The 20,145-nt window shown below is 74.1% G+C and carries 18 protein-coding genes; 14 read left to right on the top strand and 4 right to left on the bottom strand.

Features of this window, described 5'->3' with window-relative positions:
* Nucleotides 1-485 precede the first annotated feature (485 nt).
* Complete coding sequence (locus tag H0S66_RS05280) at nt 486-1,454, top strand: lysophospholipid acyltransferase family protein (RefSeq protein ID WP_180923801.1); 969 nt, start codon at nt 486-488, stop codon at nt 1,452-1,454.
* Here the strand turns inward: H0S66_RS05280 and H0S66_RS05275 are convergent.
* The 3 genes from H0S66_RS05275 to H0S66_RS05265 all read right to left on the bottom strand — a co-directional run bounded on the left by H0S66_RS05275 (nt 1,415) and on the right by H0S66_RS05265 (nt 4,771).
* Nucleotides 1,415-2,767: a DUF5667 domain-containing protein gene (locus H0S66_RS05275; protein WP_180923799.1), complete on the bottom strand. Its 1,353-nt coding sequence runs from the start codon at nt 2,765-2,767 to the stop codon at nt 1,415-1,417. The two genes, H0S66_RS05280 and H0S66_RS05275, sit on opposite strands and share 40 nt — an antisense overlap.
* Before the next feature lie 124 nt (nt 2,768-2,891).
* Nucleotides 2,892-3,713: a sigma-70 family RNA polymerase sigma factor gene (locus H0S66_RS05270; RefSeq protein WP_246305112.1), complete on the bottom strand. Its 822-nt coding sequence runs from the start codon at nt 3,711-3,713 to the stop codon at nt 2,892-2,894.
* 173 nt (nt 3,714-3,886) lie between these two features.
* Entirely contained in the window at nt 3,887-4,771 is an 885-nt protein-coding gene (locus H0S66_RS05265; RefSeq protein WP_179614459.1) for an HAD family hydrolase, read from the bottom strand.
* A gap of 70 nt (nt 4,772-4,841) precedes the next feature.
* On the opposite strand from H0S66_RS05265, the gene H0S66_RS05260 reads away from it, so the two are divergent.
* The 7 genes from H0S66_RS05260 (at nt 4,842) to hemB (ending at nt 12,587) form a co-directional block, all read left to right on the top strand.
* Nucleotides 4,842-6,482, top strand: coding sequence for a class I adenylate-forming enzyme family protein (locus H0S66_RS05260; RefSeq protein ID WP_179614458.1), 1,641 nt, complete (start codon nt 4,842-4,844; stop codon nt 6,480-6,482).
* Nucleotides 6,479-6,727, top strand: coding sequence for a glutaredoxin family protein (locus H0S66_RS05255; protein WP_179614457.1), 249 nt, complete (start codon nt 6,479-6,481; stop codon nt 6,725-6,727). The genes H0S66_RS05260 and H0S66_RS05255 overlap by 4 nt, the downstream gene beginning before the upstream one ends.
* 186 nt (nt 6,728-6,913) lie before the next feature.
* Nucleotides 6,914-7,621, top strand: a complete 708-nt coding sequence (locus tag H0S66_RS05250; RefSeq protein ID WP_370463665.1) for a redox-sensing transcriptional repressor Rex — start codon at nt 6,914-6,916, stop codon at nt 7,619-7,621.
* A complete protein-coding gene (locus tag H0S66_RS05245) occupies nt 7,618-8,916 on the top strand; it encodes a glutamyl-tRNA reductase (protein WP_179614455.1) in 1,299 nt (432 codons plus the stop codon). Before H0S66_RS05250 ends, H0S66_RS05245 begins: the two co-directional genes overlap by 4 nt.
* Before the next feature lie 89 nt (nt 8,917-9,005).
* Entirely contained in the window at nt 9,006-9,902 is an 897-nt protein-coding gene (gene hemC / locus H0S66_RS05240; protein WP_246305319.1) for a hydroxymethylbilane synthase, read from the top strand.
* The gene (locus H0S66_RS05235) at nt 9,899-11,560 is read left to right on the top strand and encodes a bifunctional uroporphyrinogen-III C-methyltransferase/uroporphyrinogen-III synthase (protein WP_179614454.1); all 1,662 of its coding nucleotides are present in this window, start codon (nt 9,899-9,901) and stop codon (nt 11,558-11,560) included. The genes hemC and H0S66_RS05235 overlap by 4 nt, the downstream gene beginning before the upstream one ends.
* Before the next feature lie 19 nt (nt 11,561-11,579).
* Nucleotides 11,580-12,587, top strand: a complete 1,008-nt coding sequence (gene hemB / locus H0S66_RS05230; protein ID WP_261819676.1) for a porphobilinogen synthase — start codon at nt 11,580-11,582, stop codon at nt 12,585-12,587.
* A 61-nt stretch (nt 12,588-12,648) separates the two neighbouring features.
* Here the strand turns inward: hemB and H0S66_RS05225 are convergent, their stop codons facing one another.
* Nucleotides 12,649-13,857, bottom strand: coding sequence for a lytic transglycosylase domain-containing protein (locus H0S66_RS05225; protein WP_179614453.1), 1,209 nt, complete (start codon nt 13,855-13,857; stop codon nt 12,649-12,651).
* A gap of 354 nt (nt 13,858-14,211) precedes the next feature.
* Here H0S66_RS05225 and hemL point away from each other — a divergent pair, with 354 nt between their 5' ends.
* From hemL to ccsB, 6 genes are read left to right on the top strand one after another with little or no spacing between them, the layout of a single operon-like run.
* Complete coding sequence (hemL, locus tag H0S66_RS05220; RefSeq protein WP_218876565.1) at nt 14,212-15,501, top strand: glutamate-1-semialdehyde 2,1-aminomutase; 1,290 nt, start codon at nt 14,212-14,214, stop codon at nt 15,499-15,501.
* On the top strand, nt 15,498-16,178 hold the full coding sequence (locus H0S66_RS05215) for a histidine phosphatase family protein (RefSeq protein ID WP_179614451.1): 681 nt from the start codon (nt 15,498-15,500) through the stop codon (nt 16,176-16,178). The genes hemL and H0S66_RS05215 overlap by 4 nt, the downstream gene beginning before the upstream one ends.
* Complete coding sequence (locus H0S66_RS05210; protein ID WP_179614450.1) at nt 16,175-16,747, top strand: TlpA disulfide reductase family protein; 573 nt, start codon at nt 16,175-16,177, stop codon at nt 16,745-16,747. Before H0S66_RS05215 ends, H0S66_RS05210 begins: the two co-directional genes overlap by 4 nt.
* Entirely contained in the window at nt 16,744-17,499 is a 756-nt protein-coding gene (locus tag H0S66_RS05205) for a cytochrome c biogenesis CcdA family protein (RefSeq protein ID WP_179614449.1), read from the top strand. Before H0S66_RS05210 ends, H0S66_RS05205 begins: the two co-directional genes overlap by 4 nt.
* Nucleotides 17,496-19,085: a cytochrome c biogenesis protein ResB gene (gene resB, locus H0S66_RS05200; protein WP_179614448.1), complete on the top strand. Its 1,590-nt coding sequence runs from the start codon at nt 17,496-17,498 to the stop codon at nt 19,083-19,085. The genes H0S66_RS05205 and resB overlap by 4 nt, the downstream gene beginning before the upstream one ends.
* A complete protein-coding gene (ccsB, locus tag H0S66_RS05195) occupies nt 19,082-20,107 on the top strand; it encodes a c-type cytochrome biogenesis protein CcsB (protein WP_179614447.1) in 1,026 nt (341 codons plus the stop codon). Before resB ends, ccsB begins: the two co-directional genes overlap by 4 nt.
* The last annotated feature ends 38 nt before the right edge of the window (nt 20,108-20,145 follow it).

Genomic DNA, 20,145 nt, shown 5'->3' with positions numbered 1-20,145 from the left:
CGCCGACTTCTCGCCCGAGCAGGTCGCCTTCCTGACCTACGGCCGCGGCGTCGACACCACCCGGATGCGCAGCGAGCTGGGCTTCCACCCCCCGCCCGCTCCACCGCCGAGGCGCTCACCGACTTCGGCGCGACGCTGCCGCGCACCGGCGGGCGGGCCGAGCGGCTGCTCGACGGGCTGGCCTCGGCCTTCCCCGACCCCGGCGCGGCCGACGCGAGACGGGTCGAGCCCCTGCAGGCGATCGACGGCGACGACGTACGACGAGCACCGGGAGGCCAGCACCATGGGTGACGCCGAGATCATCCCCATCGGCACCCGCGGCCGTCCCGGGCGCGGCACGGGCAAGCAGCCGTCGTCGGCGGCCCGCGGCCTGGCCGGCCCCGGCGCCCCCCCGCGAAGCCGGGCCGGCGCCCGAGCAGCCCCCCGAGGCGCCGACGGCGGCCGAGGAGCCCCAGGGCCGCGACGACCGGTCCGAGCAGCAGCCCGTGGAGCCGGCGGCGGCCGAGCAGGTCACGCCGCCCCGACCGGCGACCACCACCGAGGAGCGCCACCCCTCGGCGGGCATCCCCGTCGGCGACTGGCTCTCGGCCTTCCAGCACGCCGCCCGCGAGCTCTTCGGCGAGGAGTGGGAGGGCCAGCTGGCCCGGTTCCTGGCGTTCCTGCGCCGTCGGGTGACCGGCGACTACGTGGTCGACGAGTACGGCTTCGACGCCGAGGTCACCCAGCGCTTCTTCATGGCCGCCCTGCGCCCGATCGCGCAGAAGTGGTTCCGCATCGAGGTCCGCGGCATCGAGAACATCCCGGCCGAGGGCGGTGCCCTGGTGGTCTCGAACCACTCTGGCACGGTGCCGCTCGACGGCCTGATGACGATGGTGTCCATCCACGACCACGCCGACCGGTTCCTGCGCCCGCTCGGTGCCGACCTGGTCTTCCGGCTGCCGCTGGTCAACGCGCTGGCCCGCAAGGGCGGCGCCACCCTGGCCTGCTCGGAGGACGCCGAGCGGATGCTGCGCGGGGGCGAGCTCGTGGGCGTGTGGCCCGAGGGCTTCAAGGGCATCGGCAAGCCGTACGCCGAGCGGTACAAGCTGCAGCGCTTCGGGCGCGGCGGCTTCGTCTCGGCCGCGCTGCGCACCGGGGTGCCGATCGTGCCGCTCTCGGTCGTGGGCGCCGAGGAGATCTACCCGCTGGTCGGCAACGTGCCCTCGCTGGCGCGGCTGCTGGGGGTGCCCTACATCCCCATCACCCCGCTCTTCCCGCTGCTGGGGCCGCTGGGCCTGGTGCCGCTGCCCTCGAAGTGGCTGCTGGAGTTCGGCGAGCCGGTGCGCACCGACGAGTTCGAGGACGGCGCCGCCGACGACCCGATGCTGGTCTTCAACGTCACCGACCAGGTGCGCGAGACGATCCAGCAGACGCTCTACTCGCTGCTGCGCCAGCGCGAGTCCGTCTTCCGCTGAGCCGGGGTCCCGGAGGTCCCGGAGGTCCCGGGCTCCCCGGGAACCGGAGCAGGCCCCGGAGTAGGCCTCGTGGGTGCCCCGGGGGACCGGTCAGGGCAGGAGCGGGTCGGTGATGCCCTCGACGAGGCCGTTGACCCCGTCGACGATGTCCTCGACCGGGCCGCTGAGCGCACCCGACCCGCCGTTGCCGCCGGCGCCGCCCGTGGGCGTCCCGGTGCCGGGCACGTTGTCGGTGATCGGGCCCAGCGGGCCCTGGTTGGAACCGGTGGTGCCGCCCTGCTGGGAGCCGTTGCCGGCGCCCGGCGCGGGGCTCGAGGGCGGCGTCGGCAGGGCCACGGTGCCCGGGTGCTGGTCGAGGGGGCGCTGCCGGAGCCGTCGGCGCCCTTGGCACCCTTGCCGGGCTGGCGCCCACCCTTGCCCGGGTCGCGCTGCGAGCCGGCCGCCGCCTCGGGGGCGGGGGTGGGCGTCACCAGGTCGCCCAGCAGCGCCTCGGCGGCGTTGACCAGGAAGGCCGGCACCTGGCCGATGGTGGTGCCGGGGCAGGTGGGGCACAGCTGCTGGGTCGTCTGGTCGATCTCGGCGAGCAGGGTGCCGGCCGTGACCAGCACCTCCTGGGCGGTGGCCGGAAGGACCGCGGAGAGGTCCTCGAGGGCGCCCATGCTCTCGACGGTGAACTGCTGCAGCTCCACGATCGAGGTCTCGTCGCCGGTCTCGGCGTAGTCGCCGATCAGCACCTGGCTGGCCTCGGAGGTCTGGTCGGTGAAGGCGATCAGGGTGTTCTCGATGGCGACGAGGTCCTGGCCCTGCTCGTCGCGCGAGAGGGCGTCGACCTCGGCCAGGCGACCGGCCGCGTGGGAGAGCAGGCTCTCGCCGCGACGCTCGTCGCTGGTGCTGACGCCGGTCGAGATGTTCTCCATCGCCCGCTTGAGCGGGTAGAGGACGTCGCCGGGCAGCGCCGACTGGGAGGCGACCGCCATGGTGCTCGAGGCGCCCACGATGGCCAGGCCGCCGACGGCGGCGGCCAGGCGCCGGTCGCGTCGGGTGCGCTGGGGGGCGACGGTCAGGCGGGCCGCGGTCGCCGGGGACGCGGCGTTCGCCGGTCGCAGCTCGGTGGCGGCGGCGGTCATCAGCCGCTCGCGCAGGTCGGCCACGAACTCGGGGCGGGCCTGGGGCTGCGGGCTGGTGCGCAGGGCGCCCACGACGTCGAGCAGGGCGTCGAACCGCGCGTCATCGACCGGTCGACCCGCAGCGCGGGCCTCGACCAGTGCGTCGAACTCCTCGGCGCGTCGTCGCGCCGCGAACACGGGGCTCATCGGTGGCGTCCTTCTCCGAAGTCGGGGTGGGTCGGCGAGACGTCGTGGTGACGTCTCGACACCCCGCTCAACGACCGGTCGCGACGGTTGGTTACGGGCTGTGACGCAGGCGTCACCGGGCTCGTCACCGCAACCCCTCCGGCATCAGCTTGGCCAGGTTGCGCACCCCGCGCAGCTGCAGCTGCTTGATGGCGCCGTCGCTGCGACCCAGGACCGCGGCGGTCTCGGCGATGCTCATGCCCTGGAGGAAGCGCATCACCAGGCAGTCGCGCTGCTCGTCGGGCAGCTCGGTCAGCGCCTGGAGCAGGATCTCGTTGGTCAACCCGGCCAGCACGAGGGCCTCGGGGCCCTCGGTGGCGTCGTCGTGCTGGCCCATGTCCTCGGTGGTCATCTCGAGGCGGGTGCGCCCGGCCTTGAAGTGGTCGGTGGCCAGGTTGCGGGCGATGGTCATCAGCCAGGCGCCGAAGTCCTTGCCCTGCCAGCGGAACCCCTGCATCGAGCGCAGCGCCCGGAAGAAGGTCTCGGAGGTGAGGTCCTCGGCCAGCGTCGCCGAGCGGGTGCGGTGGAAGAGGAAGCGGTAGACCGAGCCCTGGTAGTGGTCGTAGAGCAGCCCGAAGGCGTCGACGTCGCCCTGGCGGGCGAGCTCGACCAGCGCGATCAGCCGCGTGCGGTCGTCGGCGGACTCCTCCGAGGACGTGGCGAGGGCGCTGTCGTCGTAGCCGCCCGGCGGGGGCACCCCGGTGCCCGGGTCGGCCTCGATGTGCAGGCTGTCGTCGGCCACGGTCTGCAGCAGCAGGTCGACCAGCCGCGCCGGGGGAGCCCCGGGCAGTGCCGCGGCGGCCAGGGCCGGGGTCGGGGCGAGGGGCGAGAGGGCGTCGTCGAGGGCGCGGAGCACGAGGCGTCGCAGGGCGTCGAAGCCGTGCGTCACGTCGGCGTGCGGCGCCATCAGGTGTTCCCTCCCATGCACGCTCTCTCCCAGAGCGACTCCGAGGGTACGACGGATCGGGGTCGCTGGGAACCGAAACAGTCGTATACCGAAAAAGTTTCTCCCGATGCGGGAGGCGCGCGCCGCCGGCCGGTCCAGACCAGCGTCGGGGGTGGAGGAGGCAGGCGGCCCGGTCAGTGGCGACGCGAGCGCAGCGCCACCCCGGCCGCCACGGTGCCGCTGACCGCACCGGCCGCGGCGCCCAGCACCAGCCCGGCCCGGGCCGCCTTGCGCCCGGTGCGGTAGTCGCGGATCCGCCAGCCCGCCTCGCGTGCGTGGGCGCGCAGTCGCGCGTCCGGGTTGATGGCGCACGGGTCGCCCACCATGCTCAGCATCGGCAGGTCGTTGAAGGAGTCGGAGTAGGCCGAGCACGCGGCGAGGTCGAGCTGCTCGCGCTCGGCCAGCGCGCGCACCGCCTCCGCCTTGGCCGGGCCGTGCAGCATGTCGCCGACCAGCCGGCCGGTGTAGACGCCGTCGTGGTGCTCGGCGACCGTGCCCATCGCCCCGGTCAGCCCGAGCCGGCGGGCGATCACCTGGGCGATCTCGATGGGGGCCGCGGTCACCAGCCACACCCGCTGGCCCTGGTCGAGGTGGAGCTGGGCCTGCGCGCGCGTGCCGGGCCAGATCCGGTGCGCCATGGCCTCGTCGAAGATCTCCTCGGTGAGCTCCTGCAGCTCGGCGACGGTGTGGCCGGCGATGAAGCCGAGCGCGGAGTTGCGGGCGTCGGCGACGTGCTCGGGGTCCTCGACCCCCACGACGCGGAAGTAGGCCTGCTTCCAGGCGGCGCCCGCGATCTCGCGCGTGGTGAAGAACTTGCGCCGGTGCAGGCCGCGGGCGAGGTGGAAGATGCTCGCGCCCTGCATGATCGTGTTGTCGACGTCGAAGAACGCCGCCGAGGTGGGGTCGCTGGGGGTCACCAGCGCCGACTCGACCTCCGCCGCGGCGGCCGCGGCCTCGCCCGCCAGCGTGGAGCGTTGCTGGAGGTTCGGCAGGGTCCGGCGCTCGGCGGGCGGGGTCACGCCGCCACCCTAGGAGAATGTGGCCGCCGCTCCCAGGGCCCGCGCCGTCGCGATGTGGGAGCATCGCCGGATGGACCAGGGCACCACGCAGGGGCGTCCCGTCGACGACGAGCACGCCGCCCCACCACCGGGGGACCTCAGCGACCTCGTCGTCGTCGCGGCGGCCGAGTCGCCCGACAAGCTGGCGCTGGTCGAGGCCGACGGGCGCAGCGTGACCTGGGCCTGCCTCGAGGACGAGGTGGCGCGGCTGGCCCACGGCTTCTCCGAGGTGGGCGTGGTCGCCGGCTACCGCGTGGTGCTGGCGCTGGAGAACACCATCGAGTTCGTCACGACCTACCTGGCGGTCCTGCGCGTGCACGCGGTCGCGGTGCCGGTGAACCCCCGCTCGACCGTCGACGAGCTGACCCGGGTGCTGGCCGACTCCGGCAGCCGGCTCGTGGTCGCGGGCCCCGCCGCCCTCGACGTCGTACGCCGCGCGGTCGCGGGGCTGGCGTCCGTCGAGCTGCCCGCCGACCTGCGGGCGCGCGCCGCCGACCCGCGGGTGGTCGTGGCGGGTGCCGACCCCGAGCCGGGGGAGTGGGCCCACGCGGCGCTGCGCGAGGACCCGGCCCCGGTGCCGGTGCCCCGGGTGCGCGACCCCGAGCGGCTCGCGGTGCTGCTCTACACCTCCGGCACCTCGGGGCACCCGCGGGCCGCGATGCTCAGCCACCGGGCCCTGCTGGCCGACATCGACCAGCTGGGAGCCGTCGAGCCGCCGATGATGCACGGCGACGACGTCGTGCTGGGGGTGCTGCCCCTCTTCCACGTCTACGGGCTGAACGCCGTGCTGGGCAGCGTCCTGCGCCACCGCGCCAAGCTGGTGCTGGTGCGCGAGTACGACCCCCAGACGATCCTCGACGTCGTCGACGACGAGGCGTGCAGCGTGCTGCCCCTGGCTCCGCCGGTCTTCCGGCACTGGCGCGACGACGACTCCCTCGCCGAGCGGCTCGGCCCGGTGCGGCTGGTCCTCTCGGGCTCGGCGCCGCTCGACCCCGCGTCGGTCGCGCTGTTCACCGCCGCCACCGGGCTGGCGGTGCACCAGGGCTACGGGCTCACCGAGGCGGCGCCCGTGGTGACCAGCACCCTGTGCTCGCTGCCCGACGCCCCGGTCCCGGGCTCGGTGGGCCGGGCGCTGCCCGGCGTCGAGGTGCGCCTGGTCGACGAGGCCGGGCGCTCCAGCGAGCCCGGTGACCCCGGTGAGATCCAGGTGCGCGGCGAGAACCTGTTCAGCGGCTACTGGCCCGACGGCGCCGACGGGCCCGACGCCGAGGGCTGGTTCGCGACCGGCGACGTCGGGCTGCTCGACCCGCACGGAGAGCTGTTCCTCGTCGACCGGCTCAAGGAGCTGGTCATCGTCTCGGGCTTCAACGTCTACCCCACCGAGGTCGAGGAGGTCGTCCGGGAGGTCGAGGGGGTGCGCGAGGCCGCGGTCATCGGCGTCGAGGACGCCGCGACGGGCGAGGCGGTGGTGGCCTACGTGGTCGCCCCCGGCGCCGAGCCCGGGGCGGTCGTCGCCGCGGTGCGCGAGCGCTGCGAGGAGCGGCTGGCGCGCTTCAAGGTGCCCAGCCGCGTCGAGGTCGTCGACTCGCTGCCGGTCACGGTGACCGGCAAGGTCCGCAAAGGCTCGCTGCGGGCCGAGGAGCGGCGCCGCCACCTGGAGCTGCTCGGATGAGCGCCCCGCAGCCGCGGGTGCGCCTGCTGACCCGGCCGGGGTGCCACCTGTGCGACGAGGCCCGGGCCGTGGTGGAGGCGGTCTGCGCCGAGCTCGGCGAGGGCTACGACGAGCTGTCGATCGACGGCGACGCCGAGCTGACCCGCCGCTACGGCGAGGAGATCCCGGTGACCTTCGTCGACGGTCGCCAGCACGACTACTGGCGCGTGGACCCCGGGCGGCTGCGTCGCGCGCTGGGTGCCTGAGCCGACCCGTCGCAGCGCCGGGGCGCCCCGGTGGGCGTGGGGGTTCTCACATGTGCTAGCCCACCCTCCGGACGCTCGCCGGCTCGGTTTGTTCTCGCGTTCACAAACTCCTACAGTGGCGAGGTCGCTCGGACGATCAGGGGCTCCTCGGTCCCCGTCCCGCGGCTGGGCATGGAGAGCACTGAAGTGACCGAACGGACCCCTTCCGAGGCGTCGCGGGACATCCCCGAGGCGACCGTCGCGCGGCTGCCGGTCTACCTGCGAGCCCTCACCGGGCTCTCCGAGGCAGGGACCGCCACCTGCTCCAGCGAGGACCTCGCGACCGCGGCCGGGGTCAACAGCGCCAAGCTGCGCAAGGACCTGTCCTACCTGGGCAGCTACGGCACCCGCGGGGTCGGCTACGACGTCGAGTACCTGCTCTACCAGATCGCCCGCGAGATCGGCGTGACCCAGGACTGGCCCGTGGTCATCGTCGGCATCGGCAACCTCGGCCACGCCCTGGCCAGCTTCTCCGGCTTCCGCAGCCGCGGCTTCCGGGTCGTCGCGCTGCTCGACGCCGACCCGCGCCGCCACTCCGAGGTCGTGGCCGGCGTCGACGTGCGCCCCTTCTCCGACCTCGAGGCGATCGTGCACGAGCACGGCGTCGCCATCGGCGTCATCTCCACCCCCGCGCCCGCCGCCCAGGACGTCGCCGACCACATGGTCGCCGCCGGCATCCGCAGCATCCTCAACTTCGCCCCGACCGTGCTCGCCGTCCCCGACGGGGTCGACGTGCGCAAGGTCGACCTGTCCATCGAGCTGCAGATCCTCGCCTACCACGAGCAGCGCAAGGCCCTGGGTGCCGCGGGCGTCGCCCGCGGCGCCGGTGGCGAGCTGGAAGGAAGGCCCGCATGAGCGTCCTGGTCGTGGGCATCTCCCACAACTCCGCCCCCGTCTCGCTGCTCGAGCGGGTGGCCGGCACCGACGACGACAGCGTCGCCAAGCTGGTCGCCGCCGCCTCGGCGGCCGCGCACGTCTCCGAGGCCGCGGTCATCTCGACCTGCAACCGCCTCGAGGTCTACGCCGACGTCGACCGCTTCCACGGCTCGGTCGAGGAGCTCTCGACGCTGCTGGTCGACCGGGCCGGCGAGAGCACCGAGACGATGCTGCCGCACCTCTACGTCCACTACGACGACGGCGCGGTCTCCCACCTCTTCCAGGTCGCGGCCGGGCTCGACTCGATGGCCGTCGGCGAGGGCCAGATCCTCGGCCAGACCCGCGAGGCGCTGCGGCTGGGCCAGGAGCTCGGCACCGTCGGCCCCGCGCTCAACAGCCTCTTCCAGCAGGCCCTGCGGGTGGGCAAGCGCTCGCGCGCCGAGACCGACATCGACCGGGCCGCGCCCTCGCTGATCACCTCCGCGCTGCGCCGCGCCAGCGACAGCCTCGGCGACGTGGCCGGGCGGCGGGTCGCCGTCCTCGGCGCCGGCTCGATGGCCGGCCTCGCGACCGCGACCATGGCCCGCCACGGCGCCGCCGACATCGTGGTGCTCAACCGCACCGCCGAGCGCGCCGACCGGCTGGCCCGCGAGTACGGCGCCCGCACCGCCCCCGTCTCCGACCTCGGCGCGGCCGTGGCCGAGGCCGACCTGCTGGTCACCTGCACCGGCGCCACCGGCGTCCAGGTCGGGGTCGACCTGCTGGAGCAGGCGCTCCAGGGAGGTCGCCGGCTCACCGTCATCGACCTCGCGCTGCCCCACGACGTCGACCCGGCCGCGGCCGAGCTCGACGGGCTGAGCCTGATCAACCTCGCCAGCCTCGCCAGCGAGGTCGACGACACCGAGGCCGGCACCGAGGTGCGGGCGGTGCGCGACATCGTCACCGAGGAGGTCGCGGCGTTCCTCACCGCGCGCCGCCAGGCCAGCGTGACCCCCACCGTCGTCGCGCTCCGCTCGATGGCCACCGGCGTCGTCGACGCCGAGATGTCGCGCCTCGAGAGCCGCCTGCCCGAGCTCGACCCCGCCGCGCGCGCCGAGGTGCTGCACACCGTGCGGCGGGTGGCCGACAAGCTGCTGCACGAGCCCACGGTCCGGGTGCGCGAGCTGGCCAACGAGACCGGCGCGGTCTCCTACGCCGCCGCGCTGGCCGAGCTCTTCGCCCTCGACCCCGAGGCGGTCTCCGCCGTGACCCGACCGGGAGGGCTGTCGTCGTGACCACCGACCACCACGCCCAGCAGCCGCCGGTGCGGGTCGGCACCCGCCGCTCGCTGCTCGCGACCACCCAGTCGGGCCACGTCGCCGCGATGATCCGCGAGCGGCTGGGCCGCGAGACCGTGCTCGTCGAGGTGACCACCGACGGCGACCGCAGCCAGGCCGCGGGCACGCCGCTGGTCGGCGCGTCGTCCACCGGCGTCTTCGTCAGCGCCCTGCGCGACGCGCTGCTGCGCGGCGAGGTCGACGTGGCCGTGCACTCGCTCAAGGACGTGCCCACCTACCCCGCGGAGGGCATCGTGCTCGCGGCGGTGCCGCAGCGCGAGGACCCCCGCGACGCCGTGGTCGCCCGCGACGGGCTGACCATCGGCGAGCTGCCCGTCGGCTCGGTCGTCGGCACCGGCTCGCCGCGCCGCGCCGCCCAGCTGCACGCCCTCGGGCTCGGTTTGGAGGTGCGTGGCGTTCGTGGGAACGTCGACACCCGGATCGGCAAGGTCCGCAGCGGCGACTACGACGCCGTCGTGCTGGCTCGGGCCGGCCTGTCCCGCATCGATCGGCTCGCGGAGGTCACCGAGGTGCTCGACCCCCTCCAGGTGCTGCCCGCCCCCGGGCAGGGCGCGCTGGCGGTCGAGTGCCGCGCCGACGACGAGCTGGCCGAGGCGCTGCGGGCGCTCGACGACGCGCCCACCCGCGCGGCGGTCGACGCCGAGCGTGCGGTGCTGTCGACGCTCGAGGGCGGCTGCTCGGCCCCGATCGGGGCGCTGGCGGAGGTCGTCGAGGGTGAGGACGGCGAAGAGCTGTGGGTGAGGGCCGTGGCGCTCTCGCCCGACGGGACGCTCTCGGTGCGGATGTCCGCGACCGGGACGCCCTCCGACGCCGTGGGCGTCGGGACCCGGTTGGGAGCAGAGATGCTCGCCGACGGGGCAGGACAGCTGGGCCAGCCAGGTCCAGCAGCCACCACTGAAGCAGACAAGGTGCGAGACGCATGACGCGAGGCAAGACCACGACCGACCCGACCGAGCGGACCCGCGGCTGGGTGTCGTTCGTCGGCAGCGGCCCCGGCGACCCCGACCTGATGACCCTGCGCGCGGTCGAGCTGCTGCGCCAGGCCGAGGTGGTCGTCACCGAGTCACCCGAGCACGCGGAGCTGGTCTCCCGGCTGCTGGGCCTGCCCGCCCCCGACGCGGAGGCGCCCGAGCAGGACGCCGGCCCCGAGGTCGTCGACGGCGGCTTCGGCGAGGACGGCCAGCCGCTGACCCACGCCGCGCGCGCCAAGGTGGTGGTCAAGCACGCCAAGAAGGGCCGGCGCGTGGTCCGGCTGATGACCGGCGACCCCTTCCTCTACGCCTCCGGCCCCGAGGAGGCGCAGGCCTGCGCCAAGGCCGGCATCGGCTTCGAGATCGTCCCCGGCGTCTCCTCGGTCTCCGCGGTCCCGGCCTACGCCGGCATTCCGCTGACCACCAAGGACCACCGCGAGGTCGCGGTCGTGACCTGCGACGGCAGCGTCGACTGGAGCCAGTACGCCGACGACCGCACCCTGGTGCTGCTCTCCGGCGTCGGCCAGGTCGCCGACATCGCCAAGGCGCTGGTCTCGGCCGGCCGCTCGCCCTCGACCCCGGTCGCGATGACCCGGGTGGGCACCACCACCGAGCAGTCCACCCTCACCTCGACGCTGGCCGACGTGGGCGCCGACGCCCGCGCCGCCCGGATGTCGCCGCCGGCGGTCATCGTCATCGGCAAGGTCGTCGACCTGCGCGAGACCCTGTCGTGGTTCGAGACGAAGCCGCTCTTCGGCTGGCGGGTCCTGGTGCCGCGCACCAAGGACCAGGCCGGTCCGCTGACCACCCGCCTGCGCGGCTACGGCGCCGTGCCCGAGGAGGTCCCCACGATCTCCGTCGAGCCGCCCCGCAACCCCCAGCAGATGGACAAGGCCGTGCGCGGCCTGGTCGAGGGCCGCTACGAGTGGATCGCCTTCACCTCCGTCAACGCCGTGAAGGCGGTGCGCGAGAAGTTCGAGGAGTACGGCCTCGACGCGCGTGCGTTCTCGGGCCTGAAGATCGCCGCCGTCGGCGACAAGACCGCCGGCGCCATCGCCGACTGGGGCCTGCGCGCCGACCTGGTGCCCTCGGGCGAGCAGTCCGCGGCCGGCCTGCTGGCCGACTGGCCCGAGTACGACGACGTGCTCGACCCGATCAACCGGGTCTTCCTGCCCCGCGCCGACATCGCCACCGAGAACCTCGTCGCCGGCCTGGTCGACCTGGGCTGGGAGTGCGACGACGTCACCGCCTACCGCACCGTGCGGGCCACCCCGCCGCCGGCGCCCACGCGGGACGCCATCAAGTCGGGCAAGTTCGACGCGGTCGTCTTCACCTCCTCCTCCACGGTGCGCAACCTGGTCGGGATCGCGGGCAAGCCGCACCCCTCCACCGTCATCGCGGTGATCGGTCCGGCCACGGCCAAGACCGCCGAGGAGCACGGGCTGCGCGTCGACGTGCTCTCGCCCAAGCCCGACGTCGAGGTGCTCACCGACGCGCTCGCCGACTTCGGCGCCGCCCGCCGACTGGCGCTGGTCGAGGAGGGCCAGCCGGTCACCAAGCCGTCGGAGCGCAAGCCCGCGGCCCGGCGTCGCGCGACCTCGCGGTCCTGAGCGGGGCGGGGCAGCCACGGTGAGCAACGAACCGGTCGAGCCCGCGGCGCTGCGCGGACCCGTGGTGCGCCCGCGGCGCCTACGCACCACCCCGGCGCTGCGCCGGATGGTGGCGGAGACCCAGGTGGCCCCGCGCCAGCTGGTGCTGCCGCTGTTCGTGCGCGAGGGCATCAGCGAGCCGCAGCCGATCTCCTCGATGCCCGGCGTCGTGCAGCACACCCGCTCCAGCCTGCTGGCCGCGGTCGCCGAGGCGGCCGAGCTCGGGCTGGGCGGGGTGATGCTCTTCGGCATCCCCGAGACCCGCGACGCCACCGGCTCCGGCGGCGTCGACCCCGCGGGCATCCTCAACCTCGCCATCACCGACGTCGTCGGCGAGGTCGGCGACGCGCTGACGGTGATGAGCGACCTGTGCCTCGACGAGTTCACCGACCACGGGCACTGCGGCCTGCTCACCCCCGACGGGCGCGTCGACAACGACCGCACGCTCGCGGCGTACGCCGAGATGGCGCGCGCGCAGGCGCACGCCGGGGTCGACATGGTCGGGCCCAGCGGGATGATGGACGGCCAGGTCGCGGTGGTGCGCGAGGCGCTCGACGCCGCCGAGCACACCGACGTCTCGATCCTGGCCTACTCCGCGAAGTACGCCTCGGCGTTCTACGGCCCCTTCCGCGAGGCCGTCGACTCGTGCCTCGAGGGCGACCGGCGCACCTACCAGCAGGACCCCGCCAACGCGGTCGAGGGCGTGCGCGAGGCGCTGCTCGACGTCGCCGAGGGCGCCGACCTGGTGATGGTCAAGCCGGCCCTGGCCTACCTCGACGTGCTGCGCCGGGTGCGCGACGCCGTCGACGTGCCGGTGGCTGCGTACAACATCTCCGGCGAGTACGCCATGGTCGAGGCCGCGGCCGCCAACGGCTGGATCGACCGCGAGCCGGCGATCCTCGAGACGCTCGGCTCGATCCACCGCGCCGGCGCTGACGTGATCCTGACCTACTGGGCGGCCGAGGCCGCCCGCCTGCTGCGCGCCTGAGCGCCCAAGGCGAGGAGCCCCGACCGGTGACCGGTCGGGGCTCCTCGCGCGTGGTGGGGGGCTACTTGCCCATGTAGTCCTTCACGCACTTGTCGAAGGGGTCGTTGTTGCTCAGGATGTTGTCGACGTAGCCGTCGAGGGTGCACTGCAGCACCGCCTGGGCGTAGCCGAGCACCTCGTCGACGACCGAGACGCTGGTCGAGGGCAGGGCCGGCAGCGTCGGGGTGGGCGCGCCGGGGATGCCCAGGCCGCCGCCGGAGCCGCCGTTGCCGCCGCCGACCGGGCCGCTGGGCTCGGCGGGGGAGGTGGGCTCGGGCTCGGGAGCCGGCTCGGAGGAGCCGCCGCCGGGAGGCGTGGCCGGCTGCTGCTGGCCGCCCTGCTGCGGGCTCTTGGTGGGCTTGGGCGGCTTGGGCGGGGTGTACGACGGGTCGGGCGCGAAGGTGGCGGCGGCCAGGGTGTTGGTGGGCACCGAGGTGTAGTCGCCGGACATGTAGGCGTCCATGATCGAGAGGACCAGGTCGACGTACTCGGTGGAGTTGTTGTAGCGGAAGACCGCCTTCTCCTGGCCCGCCGTGGTCGACAGGTCGTCCTCGCCGGAGCAGAGGTAGACGGCCGAGCCGAGCGCGGCGTCGTCGATGTCCTGGGGGTTGCGCTGGCCGTCGCCGTCGGCGTCGACGCCCACGACCGACCAGGTCGAGGGGATGAACTGCATCGGGCCGATGGCCCGGTCGAAGGTGGTGTCCTTGTCGAACTGGCCGGCGTCGGTGTCGCGGATCAACGCGGTGCCGCGCTTGCCGTTGAGGGCGATGCCGTAGATGCCGGGGCGGGCGACGCCCTCGTCGTCGAGCACGTTGCCGCCGTAGCGGCCGTGGTCGGACTCGACGCGGCCGATCGCCGCGACCAGCTGCCAGGTGATGTTGCAGGACTTGTCGGCCTCGTTGATGACCGTCTCGGCGCGCTGGTAGGCGGCCAGGGCGGCGGAGGGGATGTCGGCGTTGGAGGCGGTGGCCACGACGCGCTGGGCGTTCTTGCCGCGCAGGCCGGCGGCGACGACGTCGCCGGTCGACACGCTCGCGGGGGCCTCGATCGCCTCGGTCGGCACGCTGCTGCCGTCGGGCAGCGCGGAGACCTCGGGGGCCTCGACCTCCTCGGAGGCGTTGACCGTCGCGGGGGAGACCCCGACCAGGCTGGCGGTCACTGCCGCCGACAGCAGACCGAGCGGCACCAGGGCCGTCGCCTTCTGCAGGCGTCCCAAACGCTGTGCGGACATCGAGTCTTCTCCCCTTGGTTCTGCCGGTGGATCTGCTGGTGGGCCGTGCTCCCTCAAGCACTCTGTGACCGACCTAACGATCCTCCCATACCGACGTTACGGGCACTGCCGTTCGCCGGAGGTGGGCCGGGAGGCCCTCGGCCCCCCGGTCCTCCACCATGCCCCCAGGTCAGCGGGCACAAACCAGCGTCCCGGACCGGCGCACGGTGTCGGGGGCCGCGCGTGGGCCGCAGTGGGCTGGACCACCCCCGCCCCCGCGCGGGCGGGCACCGGCGTGACGGGCTTGTGGGGCATGAGGACAATGGCCGGGTGAGCCAAGGTCTGCAGCCCGTGACGACCGACGCCTCGGCGGAGATGTTCCGCCGGGCCCACCGCGTGACCCCCGGTGGGGTGAACTCGCCGGTGCGCGCGTTCAACGCCGTCGGCGGCACCCCCCGCTTCATCCGCTCCGCGCAGGGCGCGTGGCTGCACGACGTCGACGGCAACGCCTACGTCGACCTGATCTGCTCGTGGGGCCCGATGCTGATGGGCCACGCCCACCCCGAGGTGCTCGAGGCGGTGCAGGCGGCGGTCGCGCGCGGCACGTCGTACGGCACCCCGACCGAGCCGGAGGTGGAGCTGGCCGAGGAGATCGTCGAGCGCACCTCGGTCGAGAAGGTCCGCTTCGTCTCCTCCGGCACCGAGGCCACCATGTCGGCGATCCGCCTGGCGCGCGGCTTCACCGGTCGTGACGTCGTGGTGAAGTTCGCCGGCTGCTACCACGGCCACGTCGACGCGCTGCTGGCCTCGGCCGGCTCGGGGCTGGCCACCTTCGCGGTGCCCGGCACCCCCGGTGTGCCGGCGTCCTCGACCGAGCTGACGCTGGTGCTGCCCTACAACGACCGGGCCGCGGTCGAGGCGGTCTTCGCCGAGCACGGCGACCGGATCGCCTGCCTGGTCACCGAGGCCGCCCCCGGCAACATGGGCGTGGTGCCGCCGGAGCCGGGCTTCAACGAGTTCCTGGCCGCGACCTGCGCGCGCCACGGCGCGCTGTTCGTCAGCGACGAGGTGATGACCGGCTTCCGGGCCTCGCGGCAGGGCCAGTGGGGCCTCGACGGGGCGGTCGAGGGCTGGCGCCCCGACCTGGTGACCTTCGGCAAGGTGATGGGCGGCGGCTTCCCGGCCGCGGCCTTCGGCGGTCGCGCCGACGTGATGGGCCACCTCTCGCCGGAGGGGCCGGTCTACCAGGCCGGCACGCTGTCGGGGAACCCCGTCGCCACCACCGCCGGCCTGGCCATGCTGCGGCTGGCCACCCCCGAGGTCTACGACCACCTGAACCGCACCGGCGAGACCATCAAGACCGCCGCCGCCGAGGCCCTCACGGCCGCCGGCGTCGCGCACACGATCCAGTCGACCGGCACCATGTTCTCCGTCTTCCTCGCCGAGGGCCCGGTGCGCGACTTCGACGACGCCTCGCGCACCGACACCGCGGCGTACGGCGCCTTCTTCCACGCCATGCTCGAGCGCGGTGTCTACCTGCCGCCCTCGGCGTACGAGGCCTGGTTCCTCTCCGCCGCCCACGACGACCGCGCCGTGCAGACCGTGCTCGACGCGCTGCCCGAGGCCGCCCGTGCGGCCGCCGCGACCGAGAGGCCCCAGCGATGACCGGCACCCCCGACACGATCGTCCACCTGCTGCGCCACGGCGAGGTGCACAACCCCGAGGGCGTGCTCTACGGCCGCCGCGACGGCTTCCACCTCTCCGACCTGGGCCGGCGGATGGCCGACCGCGTCGCCGAGCAGATCGGGCACCGCGACATCGTGCACGTGCGCTCCTCGCCGCTGGAGCGCGCCCAGGAGACCGGCCGCCCGCTCGCCGCGACGCTCGGGCTCGACATCGTCACCGACGAGCGGGTCATCGAGTCGGCCAACGTCTTCGAGGGCGAGCAGTTCGGCCCCGGCAAGAACGCGCTGAAGAAGCCGTCGACCTGGCGGCACCTGTGGAACCCGTTCAAGCCGTCGTGGGGCGAGCCCTACAAGGAGATCGTCGAGCGGATGATGGCCGCGGTGCACGAGGCCCGCGAGGCGGCCACCGGCCACGAGGCCGTGCTGGTCTCCCACCAGCTGCCGATCTGGACGACCCGCCTGGCCGCCGAGGGCCGCTCCTTCCTGCACGACCCCCGCAAGCGCCAGTGCACGCTGTGCTCGCTGACCTCCTTCCACTTCGTCGGCGAGCGGCTCGCGCAGGTCTCGTACTCCGAGCCCGCCGGCGACCTGATCCCCACCGGGGACCGCTCCGCGCCGTTCTCGGCCGGCGGGGCCCCGGAGGAGAAGCGGCCTTGACCCCTCGCCCCCGCCGGGCCGCCCTCGCGGCGGCCCTGCTGCTGCCGCTCGCCGGCTGCTCGTCGCTGGCCGGCACCAACGACGCCGGCTACGTGCCCGGCGACGGCCAGGTCGTCGAGTACGAGGTCGGCGACCGCGAGGGCCCCATCGAGCTCTCCGGCGAGACCGTCGACGGCGGCCGCTACGACCTGGCCGAGCAGCGCGGCAAGGCGGTCGTGGTCAACGTGTGGTGGAGCGGCTGCGGGCCGTGCATCAAGGAGATGCCGATGCTCACCGAGGCCGCCGACGAGCTCGGCGACGACGTCGCCTTCGTCGGGATCAACATCCGCGACAACTCCGCGGCCGACGCGCAGGTCTTCGAGGACCGGCTCGGCGTCGACTACCCCTCGATCTACGCCCCCGACGGGCAGGCCCTGCTGGCCTTCCCCGGGCGCACCTCGCCCAAGGCGACCCCCTCGACGCTCGTGCTGGACCCCGAGGGCCGGGTGGCGTCGGTGATCAGCGGGGAGATCCCGTCGAAGACGACGCTGCTGACCCTGGTCGAGTCGGCCCAGGAGACGGGCCAGTGACCGACTGGCTCCAGCAGACCGCCTCGTCGGGCTCGCTGGCCCTCGCGGTGCCCGTGGCCGTGCTGGCCGGGCTGGTCTCGTTCTTCAGCCCCTGCGTGCTGCCGCTGTTGCCGGGCTACTTCTCCTACGCCACCGGGCTCTCGGGCGCCGACATCGCCGAGGGCCGCGGCAGCCGCGGCCGGATGGTCGCCGGCTCGGTGCTCTTCGTGGCCGGCTTCGGCGCGGTCTTCGTGACGCTCGGGGCGCTGGCGGGCTCGGTGAGCACCTGGCTGCGCGTCAACCAGTCGACGCTGAGCTTCTGGCTGGGGCTGTTCACCATCGTGCTGGGCCTGGCCTTCGTCGGGCTCGTCCCGTGGCTGCAGCGCGACCTGCGGGTGCACAAGGTGCCCGCGGTGGGCCTGGGCGCCGCCCCGGTGCTCGGCTTCCTCTTCGGCCTGGGATGGACCCCCTGCATCGGCCCGACGCTGGGTGTGATCCTCGGGCTCGGCTACAGCGAGGGCACCGCCGGGCGCTCCGCGCTGCTGCTGGCCTTCTACACCCTGGGCCTCGGCGTGCCCTTCGTGCTCGCCGGGCTGCTGTGGCGCCGCGCCCTGGGCGCCTTCGCCTGGGTGCGCCGCCACCAGGCGTGGGTGACCCGCGCCGGCGGCGTGATGATGGTGGCGGTCGGGGTGCTGCTGGTCACCGGCTGGTGGGACTACGCGGTGACCTGGCTGCAGGGCGAGCTGGTCTCCGACTTCGAGGTGGCGATATGACCGACGCTCCTCCCGAGGTGCGCCCCGAGGGTCGCCGCGCCGCCGGCGAGCTGACCCCGCGCGAGCTGGGCCGCTGGGCCTGGCGCCAGCTGACCTCGATGCGCACCGCGCTGATCCTGCTGCTGCTCCTGGCCCTGGCCGCCGTGCCGGGCTCGATCGTGCCGCAGCAGGGCGTCGACGCCCTCGCCGCGTCGCGCTGGCGCGAGGACCACCCGCGCCTGACCCCGGTCTACGAGTGGCTCGACCTCTTCGACGTCTACGGCTCGGTCTGGTTCGCGGCCATCTACGTGCTGCTGATGGTCAGCCTGGTGGGCTGCATCATCCCGCGCACCCTCGTCTACGCCCGCAACATCCGGGCGGTCCCGCCCGCGGCGCCGCGCAACCTGACCCGGCTGCCCGACCACGCGTCGTACGACAGCGACGAGGGGGTCGAGGAGGTCCTCGAGCAGGCGCGCGCCGAGCTGCGCCGCCGCCGCTACCGGCTGCGCCCGGCCGACCCCGACGGCCCCGGGGCCGGCGCGGTCTCCGCGGAGCGCGGCTACCTGCGCGAGGTCGGCAACCTCGTCTTCCACCTCTCGATCATCGTGGTGCTGGTGGGCTTCGCGATGGGCAGCCTGCTCGGCTACAAGGGCGGCGTGATCGTGCTGGTCGGCAACGGCTTCTCCAACAACCTGACCCAGTACGACGACTTCGTGCCCGGCTCGGCGTTCTCCGCCGACGAGATGGAGCCGTTCTCCTTCGACGTCGAGGACTTCGAGGTCGAGTGGCTCACCGAGGGTCGCGCCCAGGGCCAGGCCCGCAACTTCGTGGCCCAGCTGCGCTACCGCGAGGAGCCCGGCGCCGAGGAGCGGGACTACGCCCTGCGGGTCAACCACCCGCTGCAGATCGGCGACTCCGAGGTCTTCCTCGTCGGCCACGGCTACGCACCGGTGATCACGGTGCGCGACGCCGAGGGGAAGGTGGTGGCCAGCGGGCCGCGCATCTTCCTGCCCCAGGACCAGAGCTTCCTGTCCTTCGGCGTCATCAAGGCGCCCGCCGCCGAGCCCGACGGCCTCGGCCTCGAGGGGCTGTTCTACCCGACGTTCGTCAACATCGGCGGCGACCCGGTCAACGTCATGGGCGACACCCTCAACCCGGCGATCTCGATGCTGGTCTACCGCGGCGACCTGGGTCTCGACGACGGCACCTCGCAGTCGGTCTACATCCTCGAGAAGGACGGCACCGAGCAGGTGACGAAGGCCGACGGCAGCCCGCTGCGCGTCGACCTGCAGGTCGGGGCCACCCAGGAGCTGCCCGACGGGCTCGGCAGCGTCACGTTCGAGGGCGTCCAGCCGTGGGTGCGCGTGCAGGTCAGCCAGAGCCCCGGCAAGGTCGTGGCGCTCGTCGGCGTCGTGGCCGCCCTGCTCGGGCTGCTCGGGAGCCTGTTCATCCGGCCCCGCCGGGTCTGGGTGCGGGCGCGTCGCGAGGACGGGCGCACCGTGGTCGAGCTGGCCGCCCTGGACCGCTCCGGCGGCGGGGACGTGGCGTTGGTGCTCGCCGATATCGTGGAGGCGCTGCGACCCGCGGCGCAGAAGGAGCTGAGATGACCGACCCGTCCTGGGAGGCGTTGAGCCAGCAGGCCGTCGCCGCCGCCGGTGCCGTCTACTTCCTGGCGATGCTGTCGCACCTGGTGGAGTGGAGCCTGCTGCGCAAGGTGCCGGCCTCGGCCGAGGTCGCCCGCGTCTCGGCCGGTGCGGGTGGCGCCGTGGCCGCCGACGAGGCGGCGCCCACCGCCGCCCCCACCTCCGGCGACGTCGACGACGCCCACGAGCGCCGGGTGCTGATGGCCGGCCGCCTCGGGCTGCTGCTGACCTGGCTGGGCGCCGGCGTCCACCTGGTCGCCCTGGTGGGGCGCGGCATGGCCGCCGACCCCAACCGGGTGCCGTGGGGCAACATGTACGAGTTCACGCTCTCGGGCACCTTCGTGGTCGCCGCGCTCTACCTGGCCACCCGCCGCCGCTTCGGCCTCGGCTGGATGGCCCCCATCGTCGTCTCCACCGTGCTGGTGCTGATGATGGTCGCCGAGATCTGGCTCTACGCCCCGGTCTCGCCGCTCACCGAGGCGCTGAACTCGCCCTGGCTGGTCATCCACGTCGTCTCCGCCGTCATCGCCACCGGCGCCTTCACCCTCGGCGGGATCACCTCGGTGCTCTACCTGCTCAAGGAGCGCGCCCAGGCCAAGCACCCCGAGCGCACCACCGGCTACCTCGCCCGGGTGCCCGCACCCGCCGTGCTCGACCGGGTCTCCTACCGCATGCACGCCTTCGGCTTCCCGGTGTGGACCTTCGCGGTGCTCATCACCGGCCCGATCTGGGCGCACGAGGCGTGGGCGTCGTACTGGAACTGGGACCCCAAGGAGGTCTGGGCCTTCATCACCTGGGTCGTGTACGCCGCCTACCTGCACGCCCGCTCGACGGCCGGCTTCAAGGGCCGCAACGCCGCGATCATCGCCCTGGTCGGCCTGGCCACCCTGTGGTTCAACTTCATCGGGATCAACTTCTTCTCCAGCAGCTCCCAGCACTCCTACGCCGACGCCTCCAGCGCCGTCGTCTCCCCGCTCGAGCGCTGAGGCCGGCCGAGCAGTCACTTTCGAACCATCGACCGGTC

Source organism: Nocardioides marinisabuli (assembly GCF_013466785.1).
In the GTDB taxonomy this organism is placed as follows: domain Bacteria; phylum Actinomycetota; class Actinomycetes; order Propionibacteriales; family Nocardioidaceae; genus Nocardioides; species Nocardioides marinisabuli.
Note: the sequence above shows the minus strand (reverse complement) of the source record. Positions and strands in the feature narration are given on the sequence as shown.

Coding starts and splice junctions, on each gene's coding strand:
- H0S66_RS05275 (WP_180923799.1), bottom strand. CDS start 2,767: ATGAGCCCCGTGTTCGCGGCGCGACGACGCGCCGAGGAGTTCGACGCA.
- H0S66_RS05270 (WP_246305112.1), bottom strand. CDS start 3,713: ATGGCGCCGCACGCCGACGTGACGCACGGCTTCGACGCCCTGCGACGC.
- H0S66_RS05260 (WP_179614458.1), top strand. CDS start 4,842: ATGGACCAGGGCACCACGCAGGGGCGTCCCGTCGACGACGAGCACGCC.
- H0S66_RS05255 (WP_179614457.1), top strand. CDS start 6,479: ATGAGCGCCCCGCAGCCGCGGGTGCGCCTGCTGACCCGGCCGGGGTGC.
- H0S66_RS05245 (WP_179614455.1), top strand. CDS start 7,618: ATGAGCGTCCTGGTCGTGGGCATCTCCCACAACTCCGCCCCCGTCTCG.
- hemC (WP_246305319.1), top strand. CDS start 9,006: ATGATCCGCGAGCGGCTGGGCCGCGAGACCGTGCTCGTCGAGGTGACC.
- H0S66_RS05235 (WP_179614454.1), top strand. CDS start 9,899: ATGACGCGAGGCAAGACCACGACCGACCCGACCGAGCGGACCCGCGGC.
- H0S66_RS05225 (WP_179614453.1), bottom strand. CDS start 13,857: ATGTCCGCACAGCGTTTGGGACGCCTGCAGAAGGCGACGGCCCTGGTG.
- hemL (WP_218876565.1), top strand. CDS start 14,212: ATGTTCCGCCGGGCCCACCGCGTGACCCCCGGTGGGGTGAACTCGCCG.
- H0S66_RS05215 (WP_179614451.1), top strand. CDS start 15,498: ATGACCGGCACCCCCGACACGATCGTCCACCTGCTGCGCCACGGCGAG.
- resB (WP_179614448.1), top strand. CDS start 17,496: ATGACCGACGCTCCTCCCGAGGTGCGCCCCGAGGGTCGCCGCGCCGCC.
- ccsB (WP_179614447.1), top strand. CDS start 19,082: ATGACCGACCCGTCCTGGGAGGCGTTGAGCCAGCAGGCCGTCGCCGCC.